23 protein-coding genes are annotated in these 24751 nt (G+C 34.9%); 13 read left to right on the top strand and 10 right to left on the bottom strand.

Going from position 1 to position 24751, the window contains the following annotated elements:
• The first annotated feature begins 20 nt into the window (after positions 1–20).
• The 3 genes from DFQ11_RS04035 to DFQ11_RS15245 are packed head-to-tail and all read left to right on the top strand — an operon-like array spanning position 21 to position 2054.
• The gene (locus DFQ11_RS04035) at positions 21–521 is read left to right on the top strand and encodes a GNAT family N-acetyltransferase (protein ID WP_110474501.1); all 501 of its coding nucleotides are present in this window, start codon (positions 21–23) and stop codon (positions 519–521) included.
• On the top strand, positions 518–1852 hold the full coding sequence (locus DFQ11_RS04030) for an MATE family efflux transporter (RefSeq protein WP_110474499.1): 1335 nt from the start codon (positions 518–520) through the stop codon (positions 1850–1852). Before DFQ11_RS04035 ends, DFQ11_RS04030 begins: the two co-directional genes overlap by 4 nt.
• 25 nt (positions 1853–1877) lie before the next feature.
• The gene (locus DFQ11_RS15245) at positions 1878–2054 is read left to right on the top strand and encodes a hypothetical protein (RefSeq protein ID WP_189342978.1); all 177 of its coding nucleotides are present in this window, start codon (positions 1878–1880) and stop codon (positions 2052–2054) included.
• Positions 2055–2161: 107 nt separating this feature from the next.
• Here DFQ11_RS15245 and DFQ11_RS04025 read toward each other — a convergent pair whose 3' ends face one another.
• Entirely contained in the window at positions 2162–2791 is a 630-nt protein-coding gene (locus DFQ11_RS04025; protein WP_110474497.1) for a 2OG-Fe(II) oxygenase, read from the bottom strand.
• A 122-nt stretch (positions 2792–2913) separates the two neighbouring features.
• On the opposite strand from DFQ11_RS04025, the gene DFQ11_RS04020 reads away from it, so the two are divergent.
• Positions 2914–3366, top strand: a complete 453-nt coding sequence (locus DFQ11_RS04020; RefSeq protein WP_110474495.1) for a 6-pyruvoyl trahydropterin synthase family protein — start codon at positions 2914–2916, stop codon at positions 3364–3366.
• Between the two features lie 10 nt (positions 3367–3376).
• The gene (locus tag DFQ11_RS04015; protein ID WP_110474821.1) at positions 3377–4153 is read left to right on the top strand and encodes a UDP-2,3-diacylglucosamine diphosphatase; all 777 of its coding nucleotides are present in this window, start codon (positions 3377–3379) and stop codon (positions 4151–4153) included.
• On the opposite strand, the gene DFQ11_RS04010 is transcribed toward DFQ11_RS04015, so the two are convergent.
• From DFQ11_RS04010 to DFQ11_RS04000, 3 genes are all read right to left on the bottom strand, one after another.
• Entirely contained in the window at positions 4150–5421 is a 1272-nt protein-coding gene (locus DFQ11_RS04010; protein WP_110474493.1) for an MFS transporter, read from the bottom strand. The genes DFQ11_RS04015 and DFQ11_RS04010 overlap by 4 nt on opposite strands.
• Before the next feature lie 72 nt (positions 5422–5493).
• A complete protein-coding gene (recJ, locus tag DFQ11_RS04005) occupies positions 5494–7185 on the bottom strand; it encodes a single-stranded-DNA-specific exonuclease RecJ (protein ID WP_110474491.1) in 1692 nt (563 codons plus the stop codon).
• 59 nt (positions 7186–7244) lie between these two features.
• Complete coding sequence (locus tag DFQ11_RS04000; RefSeq protein ID WP_110474489.1) at positions 7245–7676, bottom strand: OsmC family protein; 432 nt, start codon at positions 7674–7676, stop codon at positions 7245–7247.
• Positions 7677–7871: 195 nt separating this feature from the next.
• Between DFQ11_RS04000 and DFQ11_RS03995 the strand changes: the two genes are divergently transcribed.
• Together DFQ11_RS03995 and DFQ11_RS03990 are read left to right on the top strand one after the other, a co-directional pair.
• Positions 7872–11003 carry a SusC/RagA family TonB-linked outer membrane protein gene (locus DFQ11_RS03995; protein ID WP_110474487.1) on the top strand — a complete coding sequence of 1044 codons (3132 nt, stop codon included), beginning with the start codon at positions 7872–7874 and terminating at the stop codon, positions 11001–11003.
• 12 nt (positions 11004–11015) lie between these two features.
• A complete protein-coding gene (locus tag DFQ11_RS03990; protein ID WP_110474485.1) occupies positions 11016–12494 on the top strand; it encodes a SusD/RagB family nutrient-binding outer membrane lipoprotein in 1479 nt (492 codons plus the stop codon).
• Between the two features lie 47 nt (positions 12495–12541).
• Here the strand turns inward: DFQ11_RS03990 and DFQ11_RS03985 are convergent, their stop codons facing one another.
• Together DFQ11_RS03985 and DFQ11_RS03980 are read right to left on the bottom strand one after the other, a co-directional pair.
• The gene (locus DFQ11_RS03985) at positions 12542–13570 is read right to left on the bottom strand and encodes an aminotransferase class I/II-fold pyridoxal phosphate-dependent enzyme (RefSeq protein WP_110474483.1); all 1029 of its coding nucleotides are present in this window, start codon (positions 13568–13570) and stop codon (positions 12542–12544) included.
• Between the two features lie 5 nt (positions 13571–13575).
• Positions 13576–14586: a dipeptide epimerase gene (locus tag DFQ11_RS03980; protein WP_110474481.1), complete on the bottom strand. Its 1011-nt coding sequence runs from the start codon at positions 14584–14586 to the stop codon at positions 13576–13578.
• Between the two features lie 71 nt (positions 14587–14657).
• Here DFQ11_RS03980 and DFQ11_RS03975 point away from each other — a divergent pair, with 71 nt between their 5' ends.
• On the top strand, positions 14658–15260 hold the full coding sequence (locus DFQ11_RS03975) for a carboxymuconolactone decarboxylase family protein (protein ID WP_110474480.1): 603 nt from the start codon (positions 14658–14660) through the stop codon (positions 15258–15260).
• Between the two features lie 25 nt (positions 15261–15285).
• Here the strand turns inward: DFQ11_RS03975 and DFQ11_RS03970 are convergent, their stop codons facing one another.
• The 4 genes from DFQ11_RS03970 to DFQ11_RS03955 form a co-directional block, all read right to left on the bottom strand.
• Complete coding sequence (locus DFQ11_RS03970) at positions 15286–15864, bottom strand: uracil-DNA glycosylase family protein (RefSeq protein WP_110474478.1); 579 nt, start codon at positions 15862–15864, stop codon at positions 15286–15288.
• 3 nt (positions 15865–15867) lie between these two features.
• Entirely contained in the window at positions 15868–17229 is a 1362-nt protein-coding gene (locus DFQ11_RS03965; protein ID WP_110474476.1) for a dihydrolipoyl dehydrogenase family protein, read from the bottom strand.
• A gap of 90 nt (positions 17230–17319) precedes the next feature.
• Complete coding sequence (gene rsmI, locus DFQ11_RS03960) at positions 17320–17991, bottom strand: 16S rRNA (cytidine(1402)-2'-O)-methyltransferase (RefSeq protein ID WP_110474474.1); 672 nt, start codon at positions 17989–17991, stop codon at positions 17320–17322.
• A 119-nt stretch (positions 17992–18110) separates the two neighbouring features.
• Positions 18111–18863 (bottom strand): hypothetical protein, encoded by a 753-nt coding sequence (locus DFQ11_RS03955; RefSeq protein WP_110474472.1) that lies wholly within the window; start codon positions 18861–18863, stop codon positions 18111–18113.
• A 195-nt stretch (positions 18864–19058) separates the two neighbouring features.
• Between DFQ11_RS03955 and DFQ11_RS03950 the strand changes: the two genes are divergently transcribed.
• From DFQ11_RS03950 to DFQ11_RS03930, 5 genes are all read left to right on the top strand, one after another.
• Positions 19059–19700, top strand: a complete 642-nt coding sequence (locus DFQ11_RS03950; RefSeq protein ID WP_110474470.1) for a thymidine kinase — start codon at positions 19059–19061, stop codon at positions 19698–19700.
• The gene (gene alr, locus DFQ11_RS03945; protein WP_110474468.1) at positions 19700–20809 is read left to right on the top strand and encodes an alanine racemase; all 1110 of its coding nucleotides are present in this window, start codon (positions 19700–19702) and stop codon (positions 20807–20809) included. The genes DFQ11_RS03950 and alr overlap by 1 nt, the downstream gene beginning before the upstream one ends.
• An 83-nt stretch (positions 20810–20892) precedes the next feature.
• Positions 20893–21294 (top strand): large conductance mechanosensitive channel protein MscL, encoded by a 402-nt coding sequence (mscL, locus tag DFQ11_RS03940; RefSeq protein WP_110474466.1) that lies wholly within the window; start codon positions 20893–20895, stop codon positions 21292–21294.
• A gap of 178 nt (positions 21295–21472) precedes the next feature.
• Complete coding sequence (locus DFQ11_RS03935; RefSeq protein WP_110474465.1) at positions 21473–22462, top strand: aspartate-semialdehyde dehydrogenase; 990 nt, start codon at positions 21473–21475, stop codon at positions 22460–22462.
• A 116-nt stretch (positions 22463–22578) separates the two neighbouring features.
• The gene (locus DFQ11_RS03930; protein WP_373287846.1) at positions 22579–24693 is read left to right on the top strand and encodes a prolyl oligopeptidase family serine peptidase; all 2115 of its coding nucleotides are present in this window, start codon (positions 22579–22581) and stop codon (positions 24691–24693) included.
• Positions 24694–24751: the final 58 nt, after the last annotated feature.

Genomic DNA, 24751 nt, shown 5'->3' with positions numbered 1-24751 from the left:
TTCAAAAGTAAACATTAAAAATGATACGTAAAGCAGAAGAAAAAGATATTGAAATAATTCTTAGTATTACTCAAGCCTGTGCTAAATCAATGGTTGATAATAAAATATATCAGTGGAATGAAACCTACCCAAATAGGGCAGCTTTTCAGAATGATATCAACAGACATGAGCTTTTTGTACTAGAAAACAATAAAACTATTCAAGGCTGTATTGTTATTTCCACATTTATGGATTCTGAATACGAATCAATAGATTGGCTGACCAAAAATGATAGAAATATTTATATTCATCGTTTAGCTATTCACCCTAAACATCAAGGCAAAGGTTATGCTCAAAAGCTTATGGACTTTGCTGAACAATTTGCTATTGAAAACAACTATACATCTATTAGATTAGATACTTTCTCTCAAAACAAAAGAAATCAAAAGTTTTACGAACTTCGCGGCTATAATCGATTAGGCGAAATTTATTTTCCCAATCAAAGCAAATACCCATTTTACTGTTACGAATTAGTCCTATGAGTTCAACGATAACCTTAAAACAGATTAATAAATTAGCTATACCCGCATTAATAGCGGGCGTTTCTGAACCTATCCTGTCTTTAACAGATGCTGCTATTATTGGTAATATGGAATATAACGCAACAGAATCATTAGCAGCTGTTGGCATTGTAACTACTTTTTTATCCATGTTAATTTGGGTTTTAGGACAAACTAGAAGTGCTATATCTTCCATTGTATCTCAATATTTAGGGGCTGGAAAAATTGAAGCTGTTAAAAATCTCCCAGCACAAGCTATCTTTTTAATTACTTCTTTAAGTCTATTAATTATAGTCATAACCTACCCACTAGCATCTCATATTTTTAAGTTCTATAATGCTTCAGATACGATTTTAAGCTATAGTGTAGATTATTATCGTATTCGAGTGTTTGGCTTTCCTTTTACCTTATTTACCATTGCTGTATTTGGTACATTTAGAGGTCTTCAAAACACGTATTATCCCATGTTAATTGCTATTTCAGGTGCACTTGCCAATATAATTTTAGATTTCGCATTTGTTTATGGAGTTGATGGTGTTATTCCTGCAATGCATATCAAAGGAGCTGCTTACGCGAGTGTTATAGCCCAACTTTTAATGGCAGGACTTTCTGCCTATTTTATTCTAAAAAAAACAGATATTCCTTTAATCGTGAAATTTCCATTTAATCCAGAGATCAAACGATTTGTCCTGATGATTCTTAATTTGTTTATAAGAACTATTGCCTTAAATATTGCCTTATATTTCGGAACTAGCTTTGCTACTAAATATGGCGCTTCCTATATTGCCGCCTATACCATTGCTATTAACCTGTGGTTTTTAGGTGCTTTTCTTATTGATGGTTATGCGAGTGCGGGAAATATTCTTTCAGGGAAATTATTAGGAGCTAAAGACTATAAAAATCTTATTGAATTAAGTAATAAATTAATTAAATATGGCATTATTGCTGGTTCAATCATCGCGGTAATCGGTGCCTTGTTTTATTACCCTATCGGACATCTTTTTAGCAATGATGACAAAGTTCTAAAGGAATTTTACAGCATCTTTTGGATTATTTTAGCCATGCAACCATTATGTGCTCTAGCCTTTATTTTCGATGGTGTATTTAAAGGACTTGGACGCATGAAATACCTTAGAAATGTTTTACTTTTTTCTACACTTGTTGTATTTATTCCAATAGTTTTATGGACGGATGCTTTAGATTACAAATTATATGGAATTTTCACTGCCTTCACCTTATGGATGGTTGCTCGAGGATTACCTCTAATCATAAAATTTAGAAAAACGTTTAAACCACTTGCCGAAAACATGTAAATTTGGTGGAAATTCAATTTTATAGATGAACCTTTTAATTACATTACTACAGGACGTAGATATAAATGAAAAGCTAAAGGACGCACCTGATAGCAGCTATGGGATTGGCGTATTTATAGGTACACTTTTGCCTTTTGTTCTTTTAGTGGCTATTGCTTACGCCGTCTATAGATATAATAAAAACAGATTTAAAGAAGAATAATATGGATATACTTAGTTTTTTAGGAGGCAATGGTCTCTTTCTCCTACTTGCGCTTGTACTTATTATTGTGTATTTCTACAACAGAAACAAGCGTCGTTAATTCTCTGTTATCGCGTTTTCAACCAACCTGTAATGCTCAACCTTGGTGTATTAACAGGTTTAACCTCATGCTCTAAAACTTGACTTTCAAAAATAACAACCTTTCCAGGGAAAGGGTAAATAGCCTTTTCCTCACTATTGAGATATAGTACAAGTTCTCCACCATTTTCGGGTTTCCAATCCTCATTATTTAGATAACAAACAAATGATAGTTTTCGTCTGTCATCATTCTGGAAGGTATCTAAATGACGCTTATAGTAGGTGTCTTTAGGATAAATTGCATAGTGAAATTCCTTCTGATTAATACCCAAAAAACAAGTGCGATTGAGGTAATCTTTCAAGTCATTAATTTTAGCAAAAAATAGTTCCTCAGCCGCATTACAAGAACGCTCATCTATCCACAGAATAATGTCGCCTCTTACTGCTTTTTTTACAACCTCATTGTCTTTATTACCTATAGCCGATTTCTTAAACGCATCTTCTTCATACTTAAGAAGTAGAGAATCACGCAAGGCTAAAACCTCTTCAGTTGTAAAGAAGTTATCTATAATACTGTATTTTTGAGTCGAAATGTCTGAAATGATAGATTCATACAGCGTATTTTCAACAAACGGAATAGCTTCAAACAGGCTGCTCACGCTAGACTAGAGATAAGAATTTGATTCATTATATACTCCTATTTTAAAAAAAGTGCGCAAATGTAATCTAAAAACCATTTCCTTTTACATTTATAATATCTTTGTATCTTAAATAAATTTGCATGAACAAGATTCGTATTACAAAACAGTTTTCTTTTGAAACAGGCCACGCACTTTATGGTTACGACGGTAAGTGCAAAAATGTTCATGGACATAGTTACAGTCTGTTTGTTACCGTAATTGGCACACCGATCTCCGATAATACCAATGTGAAATTTGGAATGGTTATAGACTTTGGTGATTTAAAGAAAATTGTGAAAGAAGAAATTGTAGATGTTTTTGATCACGCTACGGTTTTTAATAAAAACACGCCACATGTTGAGCTTGCTAAGGAGCTGCAACAGAGAGATCACAATGTTTTATTAGTAGACTACCAACCAACAAGTGAAATGATGGTTATAGATTTTGCTGAAAAAATAAAAGAGCGATTACCAAAAACAATAAAGCTTCATTCTTTAAAACTTCAAGAAACAACGTCCAGCTTTGCTGAATGGTACGCTTCTGATAATGAATAAACCGCATCACATAACACTTCCCGAAGGAAAGAAAATCTACTTCTCATCAGATAATCATCTTGGAGCTCCAACTACTGAAGCCTCCAAACCACGTGAACAAAAATTTGTTGCTTGGTTAGATGAAGTAAAGCAGGATGCTGCAGCAATTTTTCTACTAGGCGATTTATTCGATTTTTGGTTTGAATATAAAACAGTTGTACCAAAAGGCTTCACGCGAACCTTAGGAAAACTGGCAGAAATTAGTGATTCTGGAATTCCTATCTATTTTTTTGTTGGGAATCACGATTTATGGATGAATGGTTATTTTGAAGAAGAACTTGGCATTCCTGTTTATCATGAGCCTAGAGAATTCATCATTAGTTCTGGAGCTGGAACACCTAATTCTAAAACCTCTTTTTTTATCGGTCATGGTGATGGCTTAGGCCCTGAAGACAAAGGCTATAAACGAATGAAAAAAGTATTCACCAATCCGCTTTTTCAATGGCTATTTAAATGGGTGCACCCAGATATTGGAGTTAGAGTTGGACAGTATATGTCTGTAAAAAACAAGCTGATTTCAGGTGATGAAGATGCTAAATTTTTAGGTGAAGACAATGAATGGTTAGTCGCTTATTGCAAGCGTAAACTTGAAGAAAAACATCGTGATTATTTCGTGTTTGGTCATAGGCACCTCCCTTTGGAAATTCCACTTAAAGATCATTCTAAATATATAAATCTAGGAGACTGGATTCAGTATTATACTTATGGTGTTTTTGATGGGAAAAACTTCAAGTTAAAGAAATTCTAATCCTCCCCTATTTCATAGTCTGCGATATCTTTTCGCAAATCTAAGTCTCTTAATGACTTGTTTTTAATGCTTATCGTCGTGACAGTAAGTAATGTCACTGCTCCACCAAGAATCACTGCTAATGGCGCACCAAAAATCCTTGCGGCGATACCGCTCTCCAAAGCACCAAGCTCATTAGAGGAACCGACAAACATTGAGTTTACAGCTCCTACTCGCCCACGCATGGCATCTGGTGTTTTAATTTGTAAAATTGTCTGACGAATTACCATAGATACACCGTCAAATACGCCGGAAAGGAAAAGTGCTACTAAACTCAACCACAACACTTTTGACGCACCAAAAATCATCATACAAACCCCAAAACCGAACACCGCAATAAGCAGCTTTTTTCCTGTATTCTTAGTAATTGGCAAATAAGTTGTAGCAAACATAGTTAATATACTACCTGAAGAAAGAGCAGCATTCAGCAAACCAAAAGCTTTTGGTCCTGCATCTAAAATATCCTTTGCAAAAACGGCAAAAATGGCAACGGCTCCACCAAAGAGTACAGCTATCATATCTAAGGTCAGTGCTCCTAAAATAACTTTATCACTAAACACAAATTGAAGTCCAGCCTTTAAACTCTCTTTAACAGACTCATTAGTCTGTTGATATAAAATCGGCTTCTTCTTAATTTGAAAAACTAAAGTAAAGGCAATTACTACAAGTAAAAAAATTATGCCTAGGGTATAGTTAACTCCTATCCAAGCAATTAAAAGACCTCCACTTAATGCACCGAAAACGCTTGCGCCTTTCCAAGTACTACTACTCCATGTCGCTGCGTTAGGATATATTTTCTTAGGAACTATTAAGGCAATAAGCGAAAAAATTGTAGGCCCAAAAAACGCCCTCAAGATACCACCAAAAAATACTAAACCATAGATACCATATAGTATCGTATTTGTTTTCCAGGACGTTTCAATATAATTTGTAGTCAACCAAAATAAACCAAAACTGATTATTGAAAAAAGGGCAATACAAAGCGTGAATAAGTTTCGCTTTTCTTTTTTATCTACAATATGACCCGCGAAAGGCGCTAATAAAAAAGCTGGTACAAATTCACACAGTCCGATAATTCCCAGTGATAATGGGTCTTGCGTTAAAGAATAAACTTGCCACTCGATAACTACAAATTGCATTGACCATCCAAACACCAAGGCAAAACGAACTAATAAAAAAATATTAAATTCTTTTATTCTAAGAGCTGCGTAAGGATCATTTTTTGCCATGTTTACTTTGCGTGAAAACGGAAACCTCTTAATTTTTTTGTTATTTTAAATTAAAAATCTTGTCTCCGAAAATTATTCTTTGATATCCTTCAATTTTAACTGTAAACTCACTGCTCCATTCCAATGATTTTCATCGATAGCGTAGGCTGCTCTAAATGGTCGTTTGTTTTTAGTAATATCTAATTTATCTCCCAAACCAAATCCAATACACACTATTCTATCATTGAAAGATTGTGTTACCGTTAATCTAATATGCTTATCATCTTCACCTACACATTTTCCCCAACCCGTATCTTTAATATTTTGAGACATAAAAACTGGAGATAAATTACCTGGACCAAAAGGGGCAAATTGCTTAAGAATTCGCATTAACTTTTCATTGATTTGTCCAAGCTCAATTGCCATATCGATTTTTAATTCTTGTGTTAACAATTTCGGGTCGATAGTTTCTTTAACAACACTTTCAAATTTAGCTTTAAAAGCATCGTAGTTTTTCGGATCTAAGGTTAAACCAGCGGCATACTTATGGCCACCAAACTGTTCTATATATTCTGAACAGACTTCCAGTGCATTATAAACATCAAATCCTGAAACAGAACGTGCTGAAGCCGCCAACTTATCACCACTTTTAGTAAATACCAAAGTCGGTCTATAATAAGTTTCTGTTAATCGTGACGCTACAATCCCAATCACACCTTTATGCCAAGTTTCGTCATAAACCACAGTTGTAAAACCTTCTTGTTCATCATTATTTTCAATTTGAACTAAGGCTTCTTCTGTAATTCGCTTATCAGTTTCTCGTCGGTCTGTATTGAATTCATCAATTTCTACAGCAAAATTAGCAGCAAGATTAAAATCAGTTTCAGTTAAAAGTGTCACGGCATGATTACCGTGTTTCATACGACCTGCTGCATTTATTCTTGGAGCGATGATAAAAACCACATCGGTAATAGTGAGTATATCCTTTTTCACTTCGGCAATAATAGCTTTCATGCCAGGTCTCGGATTGGTGTTAATCACATTTAAACCCATATACGCTAAAGCCCTGTTCTCATCGACAATAGGAACAATATCCGCTCCAATTGCAGTGGCTACTAAATCCAAATACTCCGTTAAATCTTCAACTGTTTGTCCTTGATTTGAGGCTAGTGCGGTAATCAACTTAAATCCTACACCACAACCACATAACTCTTTAAAAGGATAGTTACAATCGGCTCGTTTGGGGTCTAAAACTGCAACAGCATCAGGGATCTTATCTCCTGGCCTATGGTGATCACAAATAATAAAATCAATATTCTTTTCTTTTGCATATGCAACTTTGTCAATGGCTTTAATACCACAGTCTAGAGCAATAATTAATGAAATATCATTGTCATGAGCAAAGTCAATGCCTTTATAGGAAATACCATAACCTTCATCATATCGATCCGGAATATAGGTTGCAATCTGTTCGGTTCTCGTTTTTAAGTATGAAGACATTAGGGCAACCGACGTTGTACCGTCGACATCATAATCACCATAAACCATGATATTTTCTCCATCTTCCAAGGCTTTTTCTATCCTCGCAACTGCCTTATCCATATCCTTCATCAAATAGGGATCATGAAGGTCTTCAAAACTTGGTCTGAAAAACTTTTTGGCGATATCAAAAGAGTCGATACCACGTTGCACTAATAAGGTCGCAATGATGTCATCGACTTGAAGCTCATTCTTTAATCTTTCAACCTTTGACGGTTCTGGTATTGGTTTTAATGTCCAACGCATGATTTTCTCTAAAAATAAATCTTCAATTTATAAACTTTAAATATAGTGACGACACGTGACTATTTTTCCAATGAAGTATGGTAGTATATGTTTGTTTTTACTTCTGAAAATCGTCTAAACATTTCCATAACTCCACAATATTTTTCAATGGATAAGTTCACAGCTCTTTCATATTTTTTTTCATCTAAATCTGATCCATAGAAATGATAATCTACAACTACCGAGTGATAATACTTGGGATGTTCTTCAGTTAATTCTCCTGAAACATCAATTTTAAAATCTTCGACATCAACTTTCATTTTATCTAAAATCGAAATGACATCAAGAGCAGAACAGCCTGCTAATGAGGATAACATCATAGCTTTTGGCGATAAACCAAAACGCTCATTTTGTCCTTCAATATCTGTATCCATGATTACAGTTTTTCCGCTTGGATTATCTGATTCAAAGGTTAATCCACCCTTCCATTGTGTTGTTATTTTATGTGACATATCGTTATTTTTTTAGATTCTTTTTCAAAAATACCATTATTAAATTAAATTAGAATTTCGATGTCCTTCTATTGTTCAAATATGACTGGACTCATATAGTTTCAGGAATTTAGAATTAATATAAAAAGCAATTTAACTTCAAAATTTGATTTTTTTATATAACTTGTAAGAGAAACCAACCAAAATTATTTTTTTATGAAAAAAAACGCAGTACAATCTCTTGCGGTCTTTTTCTTACTCTTCTCGTTCGCGCTCTCTGCGCAAGAGATAACAGTAAGCGGAACCGTAAAAGACACCAACGGCATGCCGTTGCCTGGAGTGAATATTCTCATCAAATCAACAACCAAAGGAACGGCTACAAATTTTGATGGAGAATTTGAAATTAAAGCATCTCAAGGAAATATTTTAGTTATTTCCTACCTAGGCTTCAAAACAAAAGAAGTGGCAGTCACTGGCACGAAACTAGATGTTGTTTTAGAAGAAGACCTTAATCAGTTAGACCAAGTGGTTGTAACAGCTTTTGGTATTGAAAAAGAAACTCGTGAGTTAGGTTATTCTATTACACAAGTAAAAGCTGAAGACTTAGAACTTGCAGGTCAAGCAAATGCTATTACGGCATTACAAGGACGCGTTGCCGGATTACAAGTTAATCAGACCTCAGGTTCTTCTGGTGGAGGTGTAGATATTTTAATACGTGGTGTAACCTCTATTGACCCTAGTAGAAACAACCAACCGCTCATAATTGTCGATGGTATTGCTTTAAACAATGACACTTTTGCAGGTAACGTATTGCCAAGTGCTGGTTCAAACTCTACGGGAAGTAATGAGCAATTTTCATTCACTAATAGAGCCGCAGATATCAATCCTGAAGACATTGAATCTTTTAACATTTTAAAAGGAGCAGCTGCAACAGCTCTATATGGTATTAGAGCAGCGAATGGTGCTATCATTATTACAACGAAAAAAGGACAGTTAGGTAAACCTAAAGTTTCTGTAACAGCATCTTCTACTTTTAGAGAAATTAGAACAACACCAGAATTACAAACTAAATATAGAGAAGGTTATAATGGAGCCCCTAGATTATTGTACACCCCTGATTCGGAGACAGGTTTTACAAGATTTGGAGGGACTACCTTTTATTCTTGGGGACCAGAATATGCTTTAGACTCCTTTACTTTAGATGACGGTACTGTGGTAGATTTATCTAATGATCGTTTCTACGATCCTTATGATTTATTTAAAACAGGCTTCAATACCCAGGTTAATTTTAATATTAGTGGCGCCACAGAAAAAATGGATTATTTCTTTTCTATGGGTAATAATAGTGAAGAAGGTGTTCTTCCAAATTCAGAATACAATAAAACCTCTTTTAGAGTGAACGGAGGTTACCAAGTGACACCTGAGTTTAAGATTAACTCTTCAATTTCATATACAAATTCTGGAGGAACACGTGCTAATAGTGGTGATAAATCCGTATTTAGTGCATTATCCTATTGGTCTGCAACTATTCCGATTAATGATTATCAAAATGCTGATGGATCACAACGTAACTATACGAATGGAATCACAGATAACCCAAGATACTTTTTAGAGAAAAGTAATCTTCAAGACGATGTAAATCGTTGGGTAGGAAACGTGACTTTTAATTGGGCTCCAAAAGATTGGCTTAACGTAACATACTCAGCCCAAGTTGATAACTTTTCAGATCAACGAAATAGATTTGTACCGCCAGATTTAGATGTAGGTACGCAGGTTGGAGGTTTTATCGTAGAGCAAGACATCGATTTTCTTGGCTTAGAATCTAACTTCTTAGTCACAATGGAAAAAGATTGGTCCGATAAATTTGGAACTACTTTAACCTTAGGTAATCAGATTTCAGATTCTAAAACGGACTTCACATCATTAAGAGGAGAAACTTTAAATGTTCCAGGAGTCAATGATATAGCGAATACTATAAATATGTTTGGAGGAAATAGTATTACACAACTTCGAAATGTGGGTGTATTTGGTGAACTTAAAATGGACTATAACAATAGTCTATTCTTAACCATTTCAGGAAGAAATGATTGGGTTTCAACATTACCAAAGGAAAACAGATCATTCTTTTATCCTTCTGTAAGTTTAGCTTATGATATTAAAGACTTAATCGGCGATAATAACTTTTTAAATTTTGCTAAGATTAGAACGTCTTGGGCAGAAGTTGGTAAAGGTCCTGTTTTCGGAAGAACTGGTCGATATTTTGTGGCTGATGGAGACTTTCCTTTTGGAGGTTCTGGAGGTTTTAGATATAGTACTCTAGAAGGTGATATTAACACTAAACCTGAAAAAAATCAATCTTTTGAAATTGGTACAGATTTAAGGTTTTTAGATAATAAGATACGGGTAGATTATGCCTATTATACCACAAGAATTAAAGATCAAATATTTGATGTGGCTACGGCGCATTCAACAGGAATATCTGCCTTAAATAGAAATGCTGGAGATTTTAAAACCTCTGGTCATGAATTATTAATTGGTGCTGATATTATTAGAACAGACGATGTTAGGTGGGAACTTATATTAAACTATTCTACCAATAAAGGTGAAGTAATTGATTTACCAGACGATATAGAATCAGTAGTTTTTGCGGATTCAGGATTTGCTGGTGTAACTTCTGAAGTTCGTGAAGGAGATGAAATTGGTACTTTATATGGTTGGACTTGGAGATACGAAAATGGACAACGCTACATTGATGCAGATGGTAAACCACAAGTGGATTTAACAGAACGTAAAAAGGTAGGAAATGCATTCCCGGATTTCGTCGCTTCTATTGGAAACTCATTGTCTTACAAAAATTTATCATTCAACTTTTTATTAGAGTGGAAAAAAGGCGGAGATATTTATGATGCCGGAAGACGTAACTCCATACGAAATGGTAATCCGAAATTCACCGAGTTTAGAGACGTTACAACCGTATTAGAAGGTGTTATGGATGATGGTAATGGCGGATTTGTTCCAAACACAACTGAAACATTAATTGACCAGAATTACTATAGAAGTTCAACTCAGTTTAACCGAGCTTCAGAAATTCTTGTACAAGATGCTTCATGGGTAAAGCTTAGAAATATTGGTTTAACTTATAACTTTAAAGGCACCATATTAGAAACACTTAAAATTGATCAGTTAGCTATTTCGGCTAGTGCACAAAATATTTTATTATGGACCCCTTACGATGGATTTGATCCTGAAGGAAGCCAATATAGTGCTGGTTCTAATGTGTATGGTTTTACCGGATTAGGAACACCGATCTCTGAGAGTTACACATTTGGTATTAATATAGGATTTTAAAAAAAAGACAAGATGAAAAAACATATAACAAAAAGCCTATTTCTAATACTCTTAATGATAGGCGCTACGGCATGTAGTGAGGACTATTTCGAAGTAAATACGCCCTCCGGAACAGTAAATGAAGACCAATTAAGAATGAATGACCTTTTGGCGCCTGTGATTCACAGCACAATGGAAGGCCAATACTCTGCAGAATTAACCTTTGGCAACTATGTTCAAAACTTTGTGAGTCAACAAGGAGGCGCTGTTGGGGAAACCCAAGCCAGTGGTTTATGGTCTCAAATATATCTTTATGTGTTACCTAATATAAAGATTATTAAGGAAAAAGCTGCTGCAGAAAACGCTATTCATTTTGGTGCTGTAGCGGATGTTTTGACAGCTATAAATTTAGGAATTGCGACGGATACTTGGGATAATATTCCATATTCTCAAGCTAACCTTGGTCAAGAAAATTTATTTCCTGCTTTTGATACTCAGGAGGAAATATATGCGGAAATATTCAACTTATTAGATAACGCCATTGCAGCCCTTCAAGCCACTGACGATTCTGGAATTTTTGTAGGCAATGAAGACCTAATTTACAGAGGTGATTTAGATCAATGGCTTAGAGCCGCTTATACACTAAAAGCGCGTTATCAACTGCGTATGGTTGGCAATGGTTCTATTAGTGCTACAGAGGTTTTAAATAATATTAATAACGGATTCACATCTAATGATGATGATTTTCAAATGCACTATGATGATCGTAATATTAACCCATGGTATTCTGGCGAAATTTTAGCTAGAGCAACAGGTAATTTTTATCACGACATCGCAAGCCAAATTGTAAGCACTATGAATGGCGATTATTACCCGTTCCAAAGTGGCGCCCTAACCATCGATCCACGTCTTCCTGTTTTTGCTACTAATGGTGGTGAAGAAGAATGGAAAGGATTTGTAAGTGGTGGAGGCGGTTTGGCACCTGATGGAACTTCTGCAAACGCGCAATTTGTTGATGGAGGATACTTTACTAGAATTGACGCTCCATTGGTTCTAATCACTTATGCTGAAGCTCAATTTATAAAGGCAGAAGCTGCATTTTTAGCAAATGGCGGTAATGAAACTAGTGTTGGTTCTACTTCTGTTGCTTATGAAGCTTATTTGGAAGGAATTTCGGCAAGTATGAATAAATACGGTGTTGACGGATCAGACTACTTAGCCGATGGTGTTGTTGCTGTTGGTGAAGGTGGGTTAATGTTGAATCATATTATGAAAGAAAAATACATTCATAATTTCCTTAATCCTGAAACTTTTGTAGACTATAGACGTTATGATTTCTCAGATGAAGTCTTTGTAGGCTTAACTATAAGAGAAGAAGATGATAGTGAAGGAGATTACGCTGGAGAATGGTTTAGAAGAGCAACATACCCATCTTCAGAGTTAATTAGAAATGAAGATGTGGTTTTAGCAAATCAACAATTGCCTACAACGCCAGTTGGTTGGGATGAATAAAAAGTATAATCTTAATTTTTAAAAGCCGTGATTCTTCGCGGCTTTTTTTATGCCATTTGATTTAGAGCTGAGGCTAATGTTTTAAGATCTTCTTTAGTGTGATTAGCAGTAATAACAACTCTATTCATTGGCAAAGTATAGGACGGATATTCAAAACTTGTTATTATTATTCCTCGCTTTAAAAGTGAATTATAAAACCCTTCTTTTTGAAAATACAGAACAGGATACCCTTCATTTTGACTTTCTACAATTTCGGGTTTCAGTAAAGAGAATAGAAAGGCCATATTAGATTTTAGATTCTTTTGCTGAACCTCATAAATATCATGCCCCTTAACAAAAGCATGTAGATATGCAGGATTTGCACTTGATGAGCTGATAAATGCTGATTCATTTTTAATATCATTTATCATTAAACGATTACCCGCTATTAATCCACCAGATAATCCTAAAGCTTTACTCAACGAGCTGACCATTATTTTTTGCTTTAACCGCGCAGAGTTAATCGAAGAATAGATTCCACAACCGGACTCTCCTAGTAAACCAATAGAATGTGATTCGTCTAATAACAGAGTTATTGTTTTATACTCTGAAATAGTTTCTAAAAAACTGAATGAGGTTGGATAAACTTCAAGGGCCAACATTGCATCTGCCGAAATCATAATATGTTCCTTGTGTTGATCTGTAAGCTTAGGATGTAATTTTCCATTCACAAATAAGGGTAAACTATCCTTTGCAACAATAGCCGGATGAGTTTTAGGATAATGGAAAAATGATGAAGATGTTTTAGACAAATAATCTAGCACTAATTTTCCCGCTAAAGCTCCTGAAGAGACCGTTGCCGTAGCTTCTGCTTTTACCCATTCTGCTAATTCGCTTTCAGCAATATCGTAAATGGACAGTTTAACATTAGCGTTTCTTGAGCTTCCAAAAAAAGCGCCCCATTTCCTTATACCTTCTATAATGTGATTTTGGAATTCTTTATGTGTTGCTAAACCTAAATAAGCTGTGCCTCCAAAATAGAGATAGTTTTTATCATCAACAGTTATAGTTCGGTCTGGAAACGCATCTACCTTCATTAAGTTTAAATTAAAGAAACACCTATTCCAAGTCCATCGCTATATATAACTTTTCCGTTTTCAATAGTAACACCTTTTGCAATATCTTTAGCTAAAAGTAAAGCACCATCCATATCTACATAATCCAATAAAGGTAATAAATGTGCAATAGCCGAAATTCCAACGGTAGATTCCGTCATACAACCTACCATAGTTTTCATTCCTAGTTCTTTCGCCTCGTTAAGCATTCGTCTTGCTGGCGTTAAACCTCCACATTTAGTCAACTTAACATTAACGCCATGAAAATGACCATGACATTTAGCTACATCTGCTTCAACTTGGCAACTTTCATCGGCAATAATTGGTAATACTGATTTCTCATAAACTTCTTTATGGCCTGCCCAATCATCTGCTCTTAAAGGTTGTTCTATAAACTCTACTCCTAACTTTTTTAAGGCAGGCGCATTTTTTATAGTCTCTTCTGCTGTCCAACCACAGTTCGCATCTACTCTAAATACAGCATCGGTATGTTTACGAAGTTCTTCAATGATTTTTATATCCTCTTTGGTGCCTAGCTTAATTTTATAAATTGGCCAAGGCAACTCCTTCATTTTAGCAACCATCTTTTCAATGGTATCCAATCCTATAGTATAATCGGTTAAGGGATTGTTGTCAATATTATACTCCCATAATTCATATAATTTCTTCTTCTTTTTAGAAGCATATAAATCGTTAAAAGCTAAATCTAAAGCACAAAGTGCAAACATATTATTCTTTAGATGTGGCTGCATTTTCGTCCAAAACACTTCAGGAGTAACATTATTCAAACCCTCTATCATCTCTCGTAATGACTCTAAATCATTAACCATATTTTCTACTGATATATTATAATAGGGGTTAGAAGTAGCTTCACCAAAACCAGAATGTCCATCTTCACTGAGTTCGACAATTAAAGAAGGTTGAACGTCATGAGATTCTCTTGAGATGGTGAAGGTGTGTTTCAATTGCAAATCGAAACTCCTTAAAGTCATTTTCATGCTACTAAAGATTGATAATTTCATTAAATTTAAAAAAATTATCGATTATAATCTTCTAATACAGAAAAACAATGGCATTAGTAACTCCTTTATCTGCGGAACACGATTTAGAAACAAAAGAACTAGCGGAATTCTTCAATGAAACACTTGGTTTTTGCCCTAATTCAGTCTTAACCATGCAACGCAGACCAGCAATAAGTAAGGCATTTATAAATTTAAACAAAGCCGTTATGGCCAATGAAGGTCGTGTCACCTCAGCCTTAAAACGTATGATAGCTTGGGTGAGTAGTAATGCTACCGGTTGTCGTTATTGCCAAGCACATGCCATTAGAGCTGCAGAACGTTATGGTGCAGAGCAAGAACAGTTAGATAACATTTGGGATTATAGAACTCATCCTGCATTTACCGAAGCTGAACGTGCGGCATTAGATTTTAGTTTGGCTGCTTCACAAGTTCCAAATGCTGTAAATGCTGAAATTAAAGCGCGATTATATCAACATTGGGATGAAGGTGAAATTGTAGAAATGTTGGGAGTAATTTCATTGTTTGGATACCTTAACCGTTGGAACGATTCTATGGGAACTACACTTGAAGAAGACGCTATTGACAGCGGAAATAAAATCTTAGGAAAACACGGTTTTGAAGTAGGAAAACATGATGGTTCAAAATATTAGTCGGTTTTCTATAAAAGAAGGAACCTTATTCTAATTTTAAAACCTTAGCGATTTTCTTCCGCAACTCAGGTACTACCAATTCTTCAAACCATGGATTCTTACTTCGCCAAAAACGATTGGTTGGTGAAGGATGTGGAATAGGAAAATATCTTGGTAAATACGATTGATAGTCGCCAACGGTTTCCGTTAATGTTCTTTTAGCTTTGTCTTTTAAATAATAGTTTTGGGCGTAAGCACCAACTAAAAGAATCAATTCCACATTCGGCATCTTATCAAATAATTGCTGGTGCCATTGTGGTGCACATTCAGGTCTTGGTGGTAAATCTCCTGATTTCCCTTTACCTGGATAACAAAATCCCATTGGTATAATGGCAAAGTTTCGAGTATCGTAAAACTGTTCGTTAGTAACATTCAGCCATTCTCTTAGTCGTTTTCCACTTTGATCGTCCCAAGGAATTCCAGATTGGTGAACTTTTATTCCTGGCGCCTGACCAATAATTACAATTTTAGATTTGGAATTTGCAGTAACTACAGGTTTTGGGCCTAATGGAAGATGTGCTTTACAAATGGTGCATTGACTAATATGTTCAAGCAATTGTTTCATAATCTAATCGTCATCTTTCATCATACTTTTTAAATCATTGGTATATGATGGATAAGTAAAAATCTGCTTTTTAAACTGATCTACGGTTAATCCTGAATTAATTGCCATTGCGAAAATGTTAATATTTTCATTGGCTTGAGAACTCAGTATATGAGCGCCTACAATCTTTTGAGTTCGCTCATTAACTATAATTTTATAGGCATAAGCTTCAGCATTCTCTTTTTTAGCATTAAACCAGTTTTTGGAATCTCCTTTATAAACAATGACCGACTTATATCTTCTTTTCGCCTCTTCTTCAGAATAACCAACCGTTGCTAATTGCGGCTGAGTAAAAACAACAGATGGCACTAATGGATTTGTAAATACTTTAGAATTACCATTTATAATATTATGTCCTGCAATATAGCCTTGTAAGCCCGAAAGTGGTGTTAAAGGCAGTGATTTACTTGAAACGTCACCACAAGCATATACGTTTTTATGACTAACACTCTGCATAAAATCGTTAACTAAAACTCCGGTGTTATCGGACTTTATATTGGCTTTATCTAAATCTAATTTTTGAATTGCCGGAACTCTACCTGAAGTATTAAACACTTTTCTGGCCTTAATCGTTTCAGTTTTACCATTCGACTTATAAGTAAGTAAAAAGTTTTTGTTCAATTTTTCAACTTTTGAAGCTTGAGCATTGAATATAAATTTTACTCCATTATTCTTTAAAACCGATGTCAGTTTTTCAACTAAATAGGAATCGAATTGCGAGAGTGCTTGTTCGCCAATATCAATCATTGTGACTTTACAGCCTAAGGTAGAAAGCATATAGCAAAACTCCATTCCCACATAACCTGACCCAATAAATAGGGCCGACTTGGGGATTTTTTTCATATTGAGAATATCGTCACTAATTTTCAATAGTTCAGCACCTTCAAAATCTAAGGACCTGGGCACAAAACCTGTGGCGATAACAAATTTATCAGCGGAAATAGTTTTACCTTCTACTATAACTTCTGATTCACTAATAAATCTTGGAGATTGATGATACAAGTCTACACCTAATTTTGAGAGGTTCTTTTCGGTAGATAAAGGTACAGGATCGGTGAAAGAGGATTTGAATTGTTGAACAGCTTCCCAATTTAATTTCGGTAATTTTGAAACTCCTATTCCATTCCAATGTTTTGCCTTTTGATAAAAATCGGCAAATTGAAGTAATACTTTTTTAGGATCGCAGCCTCGTGTAGCACAGGTGCCTCCAAATTCACGCTTATCAGAAATAGCAACCTTTAATCCAGCTTTCGCACAAGCTTTTGCTGCCGTTTGTCCTGCAATTCCGCTACCAATAACAAATATATCGTAATGTTTAGGTTTCATAGTCTTAAATTCAACTATGAAGTTACGCAATGTTGTTGTGAATATATAATGCTGTAGACCTTAAAGTTAGTCCATTTGCAATGTGCTTATTTACTTTCTCCCGTCTACCACAATTACAATCTCACCTTTAGGCGGCTTATTGGTATAATGTTCTAAAACTTCTTTTGCTGTTCCTCTTATGGTTTCTTCGTACAGTTTGGTTAATTCACGCGATACTGATACTAATCTATCTTCACCGAAGTACTCACAAAAATGACCAAGGGTTTTTATTAGTTTATGCGGACTTTCATAAAAAATGATGGTTCTCGTTTCTTCGGCAAGTAGCAAAAGTCTTGTCTGTCTTCCTTTTTTTACCGGAAGAAAGCCTTCAAAAACAAATTTATCGTTAGGCAAGCCACTATTTACTAATGCCGGAACAAATGCTGTTGCACCAGGAAGGCAATCTACTTCAATATTATTTTCAACACAGGCTCTAACTAATAAAAACCCAGGATCGGAAATTGCTGGCGTTCCGGCATCACTAATCACAGCAATGGTTAAACCTGATTTTAATTTTTCAATTAAATTATTCACCGTTTTATGCTCGTTATGCATATGGTGGCTCTGCATTTGCGTAGAGATTTCAAAATGCTTTAAAAGTTTTCCCGAAGTTCTAGTATCTTCGGCTAAAATTAAATCGACCTCTTTTAAAACTTCTATAGCTCTAAGAGTGATGTCTTTTAAATTACCAATTGGTGTAGGAACGAGGTAAAGTTTGCTCATTAATCTTTTAAATATTTATCTGAATGATTTTAATAAGAGTGAAAATAATTACCTCTATTATTTCGGTTTAATTCTTCTAAAGTGAGGTTGATTTTAAAGTATCAATTTAAACTAATGGCTTAACTAAATCGTCCTTCGACAATCTGAAAAAATCGCTCTTCATATTCTTCCTTGCCTTCCCAATTGTTATAATCGGGCTTCACATATTGTTCAATTAGGGTTTTAGCTTCCTCCAATGAATGTGATGTATTTATTTGAGAAATTACGCGGTCGTAATCTTCATTTTGACCGTCAAACAAATGTTTAATAAAAGCAAGTTTATCATTTAGTCCTATTTGAAGACCTTGACCTTTTAGTTTATCGTTCAACGACTTCTTTTCTTCAGCCGCTTCTCGTTTCTGAGCTTCTTCAACAGGTTCAAATTCTGGCATATTACCAAAGCCCGAAGTGATATCGTCAAAATCATTAGAAGCCGATTTCTTATCTTCAACTGGAATGGCTTTTTCAATTAAAGCGTCAACCTGATGTGTTTCCTCTGGCATTTGAGCAACCATATCCTTTATCTTCTCCATCACAGGTTCCATGATATCATCGTCCTCAACTTCGTCTACATTTACATAGGTTCTATTTTCGATTTCAATATTATCACTCACCTTATTGTTGAAGGCTGTATCTAACATATCAAAAAACGAAGAATCGTTTCCGATAGTTGGCATTTTATCGTCAAAATTTTCTTGAGCAAATTTTAAAACTGTAAGTTTTTCATAGAGTTGAGATACTTCTGCATGAAGTTTATCTACATCTCCTCGGCCTGTTAATTTTAGAATCCTATGCGCAATGCTCACTAACTCTGATTCTAATTTCTTTTTCATTTGTTCTAAATTTTAATACTATTATAATGGAGAGACTTTATGTTCTTCAACTTTGACAATCAATATATACACCTTATAAAATAAGAATATAATTTCTTTATCCTCTTTTCGTAAGTTTTACTTTTGATTTTTAATAAATTTGCGTAACCTTTATAAAAACAAAGGACGTCTTTGTTTTAGTGCTAAAATTACAAAATGTTTCTCGAAAATACAGTAAATCATAAAGAACAATTTGGGTGGATTGAAGTGATTTGCGGATCCATGTTCTCAGGTAAAACCGAAGAGCTGATTCGCCGATTAAAACGTGCAAAATTTGCACAACAAAGGGTTGAAATTTTTAAACCTGCTGTTGATACACGTTATGATGAAGACATGGTTGTCTCTCATGACTCTAATGAAATTCGCTCTACGCCTGTTCCTGCTGCGGCCAATATTCCCATCTTAGCAGATGGATGTGATGTGGTTGGAATTGACGAAGCTCAATTTTTTGATGATGAGATTGTACGTGTTTGTAATGATTTAGCTAATAAAGGTATCCGCGTTATTGTTGCAGGTTTAGATATGGACTTTAAAGGTAATCCGTTTGGTCCAATGCCTAATCTTATGGCAACCGCTGAATACGTTACTAAAGTACATGCCATCTGTACCAAAACTGGAAATTTAGCACAGTACAGCTATAGAAAAGCCTTGAGCGACGATTTAGTATTGCTTGGTGAAGTTGACGAATACGAACCCTTAAGTAGAGCTGCATATTATAAGAGCATGCAACGAGATAAACTAAGACAAATGACGGTGAAAGATGCGGAAGAAATAGATTCTAAAGAAAAAGAAATTTAATGCTTAAAGCTCACGAAACCCAACTCGAAATTGATTTAAGTGCTCTAACGCACAACTATAATTATATCAAATCTAAATTAAAAACTGGAACCAAAGTCTTAGGCGTGATAAAAGCTTTCGCCTACGGAAGTGATTCTGTTGAAATTGCTAAACATCTTGAAAAATTAGATGTTGATTATTTCGCTGTCGCCTATACGCAGGAAGGTGTGGCTTTAAGAGATGCTGGAGTTAAGAGGCCTATTTTGGTCTTACATTCGCAATCCGTTAATTTTAAAACCATTATCGAAAGATGCCTTGAACCTAGCATTTATAGTGATTATGTTTTAAAAGAGTTTATAAAAACAGCGGAATCTTTATCACAAAATAATTACCCTGTTCATCTTAAATTTAACACAGGTCTTAATCGACTTGGGTTTAGTGAAGACGAAATTGGGGATGTTGTTTCTAAACTAGAAAACACCTCAGCTATTGAAGTGAAATCTATGTTTTCACATTTGGCGGCAAGTGAAGATCCTAATGAAGAAGAATTCACAAAACTTCAAATTAGTCGATTCAAAACTATCGCCCAAAAATTTGAAACGCAAGCAGGTTATAAACCATGGTTACACCTTTGTAATACCTCTGGAATCATAAATTATCCCGAAGCGCATTTAGATATGGTAAGATGCGGTATTGGACTTTATGGCTATGGGAATTCGGTTGAAGAAGACCAAAAACTAAAACCAATCGCTACCTTAAAATCTATAGTCTCGCAAATTCATCAAATTAAAAAGGGAGAATCTGTTGGTTATAATAGAGCGTATAAGGCTAAGGGTGACGAAAAAACAGCCACTATTCCACTTGGACACGCAGATGGTCTTAATAGGATCTATGGTAAAGGTAAAGGCTACGTTACCATCAATGGTAAAAAAGCATTTATTCTCGGAAATGTTTGTATGGACATGGTTATGGTTGACATTACTGATATAAACTGTAAAGAAGGTGATGAGGTTATTATCTTTGGTCCTAAGCACAGTGCAAACGACCTCGCAGAGTCTGCAAACTCGATTTCTTATGAAATATTGACTTCAATTTCACAGCGCATACCCCGAATTTTTAAAAATGAATAGTTATTCGTTTTTTCTTCGTGTGACTTTTTTGATTAACTTGTGTCTTATTAACTGATTAACTAACTATAAAAAAACACAAAATTATGCTTAAAGAATTTAAAGATTTTATAATGACAGGTAATGTCATTGACCTTGCGGTTGCTGTAATACTTGCAGGTGCTGTAGGTATGGTTGTTAACGGATTTGTAACAGACATCATGATGCCAATTGTTGGTAATTTTGCCGGAGGCGTAGATTTTGCAGATTTGAAGTACGTATTATCTCCAGCCACCGTTGGTACAGATGGTGAGATTACAAAACCAGAAAATGCTATCATGTATGGAAAATGGGTAAATTCAATCATCAATTTAATCATAGTTGGTTTTGTACTGTTTATGATTGTAAAAGCTTACAATAAAACGAAAACTCCACCAGCTCCAGCTGCTCCTGCAGGTCCAACTGAGCTTGATATCTTAAAAGAAATCAGAGATTCTTTAAAAAAATAAATCACGTATAGCGACACCGCTACACTAAACTTTAACCAAACCCAGACTCCAAAAGTCTGGGTTTTTCTTTTTAATAAAACAGGAACCTCTACACATAAATATTATCATATTTTTAAGAGCCATTAAACCCTTTTAAATAAAGAAATACATAATTTTGAGCAGTTAAATGATTTAATTTATGAAAGTAGCAATTGTAGGTGCAACAGGAATGGTTGGTAACGTTATGCTTAAAGTTTTAGAAGAGCGTAATTTTCCTGTAGATGAATTATTATTAGTAGCATCAGAACGTTCCGTCGGTAAAAAAATGAAGTTCAAAGGAAAAGACCTTGAAATAATTAGTATTCCAACAGCTCTTGAACTTCGTCCAAACATCGCCTTATTTTCTGCAGGTGGAGCCACATCACAGGTGTGGGCACCAAAATTTGCTGAAGGAGGAACCACAGTAATTGATAATTCTTCAGCTTGGAGAATGGATTTGACAAAAAAATTGGTCGTTCCAGAAATCAATGCACATCAATTAAACAAAACCGATAAAATTATTGCCAACCCAAACTGCTCAACCATACAAATGGTCATGGCATTGGCACCCCTTCATAAAAAATATAAAATTAAGCGCATCGTTGTTTCAACCTATCAATCTGTTTCGGGAACTGGTGTAAAAGCGGTTGAGCAAATGGAGAATGAAATCGTAGGTAAAAATGGCGAAATGGCCTATCCTTATCCTATTCATAAAAATGCAATTCCACATTGTGATGTTTTTGAGGAAAACGGCTATACCAAAGAAGAAATGAAATTGGTTAGAGAAACTCAAAAAATATTAGACGATCGTACAATTGCTGTAACAGCAACTGCGGTGAGAATACCAACGGCTGGCGGACATAGTGAGTCTATTAATGTCGAGTTTGAAAACGACTTTAACCTTAGTGACGTGAGACATTTACTTAACGAAACCGAAGGTGTTACCGTTCAAGATAATTTAGATGTTAATGTTTACCCTATGCCAATGTATGCAAACGGAAAAGATGATGTTTTTGTAGGTCGTATAAGACGAGATGGTTCTCAACCTAACTCTTTAAATCTATGGGTTGTAAGTGACAACTTAAGAAAAGGAGCCGCAACTAACACTATTCAAATTGCAGAATACCTTATTAAAAATGGTCTTGTCTAATACTATTTAATTTAACTCAAATGGATAATTCATATCTTTGGAGTTACTATTACTTTATATCAAAAAATCTAATTATGAAAAAATCTCTTCTCGCTACTGTAGTACTGAGTATTTTTATGTCTTGTAAAAACGAAACTAAAAAAGTGAAAACCGTTACTGTTGATTATCCTGAAACTAAAAAAGTTGATACTATTGACACCTATTTTGGGGAGTCTGTTGCCGATCCATACCGTTGGTTAGAAGACGACCGTAGTGAAGAAACTGAAGCTTGGGTTAAAACTCAAAATGAAGTTACTTTTGGGTATCTAAATAACATTCCTTACCGAGAAGAATTAAAAGACCGACTTACAAAACTTTGGAATTACGAGAAATTCGGAGCTCCTTTTGTTGAAGGAGACTATACCTATTTTTATAAAAATGATGGTTTACAAAACCAATCAGTGATTTACAGATATAAAAATGATGCGGATCCTGAAACAGCAGAAGTATTCTTAAACCCAAATACATTTAAAGAAGACGGTACAATTTCATTAGATGGATTAAGCTTTACTAGAGATGGTAAAACATTAGCCTATTCTATTTCTGAAGGCGGAAGTGATTGGAGAAAGATCCTAATCATGAACACTGAGAATAAAGAAATTGTTGAAGACACTTTAGTAGACATTAAGTTTAGTGGTATGTCTTGGTACAAAAACGAAGGCTTTTACTATTCAAGCTACGATAAACCTGAAGGAAGTGAGTTATCTGCCAAAACAGATCAGCACAAGGTTTATTACCACAAATTAGGGACAAAACAATCTGAAGATAAACTTATTTATGGTGGAACAGAAGATGAAAAACACCGTTATATTTATGCAGGTGTTACTGAAGATAACCGTTATTTAGTTATTACTCCTCGTGTTTCTACATCAGGAAATAAACTTTATATCAAAGATTTGACTAAAGCTAATGCGCCTTTAGTTGAAATATTAGAGCATACGGATTCAGATTCTAATATTATAGAAAATGTAGGCTCAAAGCTTTATATAATGACGAACCTAGATGCTCCAAATCAAAGAATTGTTACGGTTGATGCATCCAACCCTTCTCCTGAAAATTGGGTCGATGTAATTCCTGAAACTGAAAATGTTTTAACACCATCCACAGCTGGAGGCTACTTCTTTGCTAATTATATGGTTGATGCTGTTTCAAAAGTGAAACAATACGATTATGATGGTAAATTAATAAGAGAAGTTGAATTACCTGGTGTTGGTAGTGCTGCTGGATTCAGTGCTAAGAAAGATGAAAAAGAATTGTATTATTCATTTACAAATTATGTAACTCCAGGAAGTATCTATAAATATGATATAGAAAATGGAACTTCAGAGTTATACAAAAAACCAAGTATAGATTTTAATCCTGAAGATTACGAAAGTAAGCAAGTATTTTACACTTCAAAAGATGGTACAAAAGTACCTATGATTATTACTCATAAAAAAGGATTAGAACTTAATGGTAAAAACCCAACGATTCTATACGGTTATGGAGGATTCAACATTAGTTTAACGCCATCTTTCAGCATTGCTAATGCAGTTTGGATGGAACAAGGTGGAGTTTATGCTGTACCAAATCTAAGAGGTGGTGGAGAATATGGTAAAGCATGGCATAATGCAGGTACTAAACTTCAGAAACAAAATGTATTTGACGACTTTATAGCAGCCGCTGAGTATTTAATTTCAGAAAAGTATACTTCTTCAGATTATTTAGCCATTAGAGGTGGTTCAAATGGAGGATTATTAGTGGGTGCAACAATGACACAACGTCCAGAATTAATTAAGGTTGCTATACCTGCTGTTGGTGTTTTAGACATGTTACGTTACCACACTTTCACTGCAGGCGCTGGTTGGGCTTATGATTACGGTACCGCTGAAGACAACAAAGAAATGTTTGAATACTTAAAAGGTTATTCTCCTGTTCATAATGTTAAAAAAGGCGTTCAGTATCCTGCAACAATGATAACTACTGGAGATCATGATGACCGAGTAGTTCCTGCTCATAGTTTTAAGTTTGCTGCCGAATTACAAGCTAAGCAAACTGGAAACAATCCAACTTTAATTCGAATTGAAACAGATGCTGGTCATGGTGCTGGTACACCTGTTAGTAAAATTATCGAGCAATTTGCTGATATATTCGGATTCACACTTTACAATATGGGATTTGAAAATCTTCCAAATAATATCGAAGGAAAATAACATGAAATTGAAGAATAAATCAATTTCATAATAAAATTCGAAACTACAATTTAGACTT

This window comes from Winogradskyella epiphytica (assembly GCF_003217215.1).
GTDB lineage: Bacteria > Bacteroidota > Bacteroidia > Flavobacteriales > Flavobacteriaceae > Winogradskyella > Winogradskyella epiphytica.
This window is presented reverse-complemented; position numbering and strand designations above follow the sequence as displayed.

What these genes read in the sequence shown, in the direction of transcription:
- DFQ11_RS03950 (WP_110474470.1), top strand. Translation starts at nt 19,059, where the DNA reads ATGTTTCTCGAAAATACAGTAAATCATAAAGAACAATTTGGGTGGATT.
- DFQ11_RS03995 (WP_110474487.1), top strand. Translation starts at nt 7,872, where the DNA reads ATGAAAAAAAACGCAGTACAATCTCTTGCGGTCTTTTTCTTACTCTTC.
- DFQ11_RS04035 (WP_110474501.1), top strand. Translation starts at nt 21, where the DNA reads ATGATACGTAAAGCAGAAGAAAAAGATATTGAAATAATTCTTAGTATT.
- DFQ11_RS04010 (WP_110474493.1), bottom strand. Translation starts at nt 5,421, where the DNA reads ATGGCAAAAAATGATCCTTACGCAGCTCTTAGAATAAAAGAATTTAAT.
- DFQ11_RS03990 (WP_110474485.1), top strand. Translation starts at nt 11,016, where the DNA reads ATGAAAAAACATATAACAAAAAGCCTATTTCTAATACTCTTAATGATA.
- DFQ11_RS04000 (WP_110474489.1), bottom strand. Translation starts at nt 7,676, where the DNA reads ATGTCACATAAAATAACAACACAATGGAAGGGTGGATTAACCTTTGAA.
- rsmI (WP_110474474.1), bottom strand. Translation starts at nt 17,991, where the DNA reads ATGAGCAAACTTTACCTCGTTCCTACACCAATTGGTAATTTAAAAGAC.
- DFQ11_RS15245 (WP_189342978.1), top strand. Translation starts at nt 1,878, where the DNA reads ATGAACCTTTTAATTACATTACTACAGGACGTAGATATAAATGAAAAG.
- DFQ11_RS03980 (WP_110474481.1), bottom strand. Translation starts at nt 14,586, where the DNA reads ATGAAAATGACTTTAAGGAGTTTCGATTTGCAATTGAAACACACCTTC.
- DFQ11_RS03955 (WP_110474472.1), bottom strand. Translation starts at nt 18,863, where the DNA reads ATGAAAAAGAAATTAGAATCAGAGTTAGTGAGCATTGCGCATAGGATT.
- DFQ11_RS03970 (WP_110474478.1), bottom strand. Translation starts at nt 15,864, where the DNA reads ATGAAACAATTGCTTGAACATATTAGTCAATGCACCATTTGTAAAGCA.
- DFQ11_RS03975 (WP_110474480.1), top strand. Translation starts at nt 14,658, where the DNA reads ATGGCATTAGTAACTCCTTTATCTGCGGAACACGATTTAGAAACAAAA.
- mscL (WP_110474466.1), top strand. Translation starts at nt 20,893, where the DNA reads ATGCTTAAAGAATTTAAAGATTTTATAATGACAGGTAATGTCATTGAC.
- alr (WP_110474468.1), top strand. Translation starts at nt 19,700, where the DNA reads ATGCTTAAAGCTCACGAAACCCAACTCGAAATTGATTTAAGTGCTCTA.
- DFQ11_RS03935 (WP_110474465.1), top strand. Translation starts at nt 21,473, where the DNA reads ATGAAAGTAGCAATTGTAGGTGCAACAGGAATGGTTGGTAACGTTATG.
- DFQ11_RS04020 (WP_110474495.1), top strand. Translation starts at nt 2,914, where the DNA reads ATGAACAAGATTCGTATTACAAAACAGTTTTCTTTTGAAACAGGCCAC.
- recJ (WP_110474491.1), bottom strand. Translation starts at nt 7,185, where the DNA reads ATGCGTTGGACATTAAAACCAATACCAGAACCGTCAAAGGTTGAAAGA.
- DFQ11_RS03985 (WP_110474483.1), bottom strand. Translation starts at nt 13,570, where the DNA reads ATGAAGGTAGATGCGTTTCCAGACCGAACTATAACTGTTGATGATAAA.
- DFQ11_RS03930 (WP_373287846.1), top strand. Translation starts at nt 22,579, where the DNA reads ATGTCTTGTAAAAACGAAACTAAAAAAGTGAAAACCGTTACTGTTGAT.
- DFQ11_RS04030 (WP_110474499.1), top strand. Translation starts at nt 518, where the DNA reads ATGAGTTCAACGATAACCTTAAAACAGATTAATAAATTAGCTATACCC.
- DFQ11_RS03965 (WP_110474476.1), bottom strand. Translation starts at nt 17,229, where the DNA reads ATGAAACCTAAACATTACGATATATTTGTTATTGGTAGCGGAATTGCA.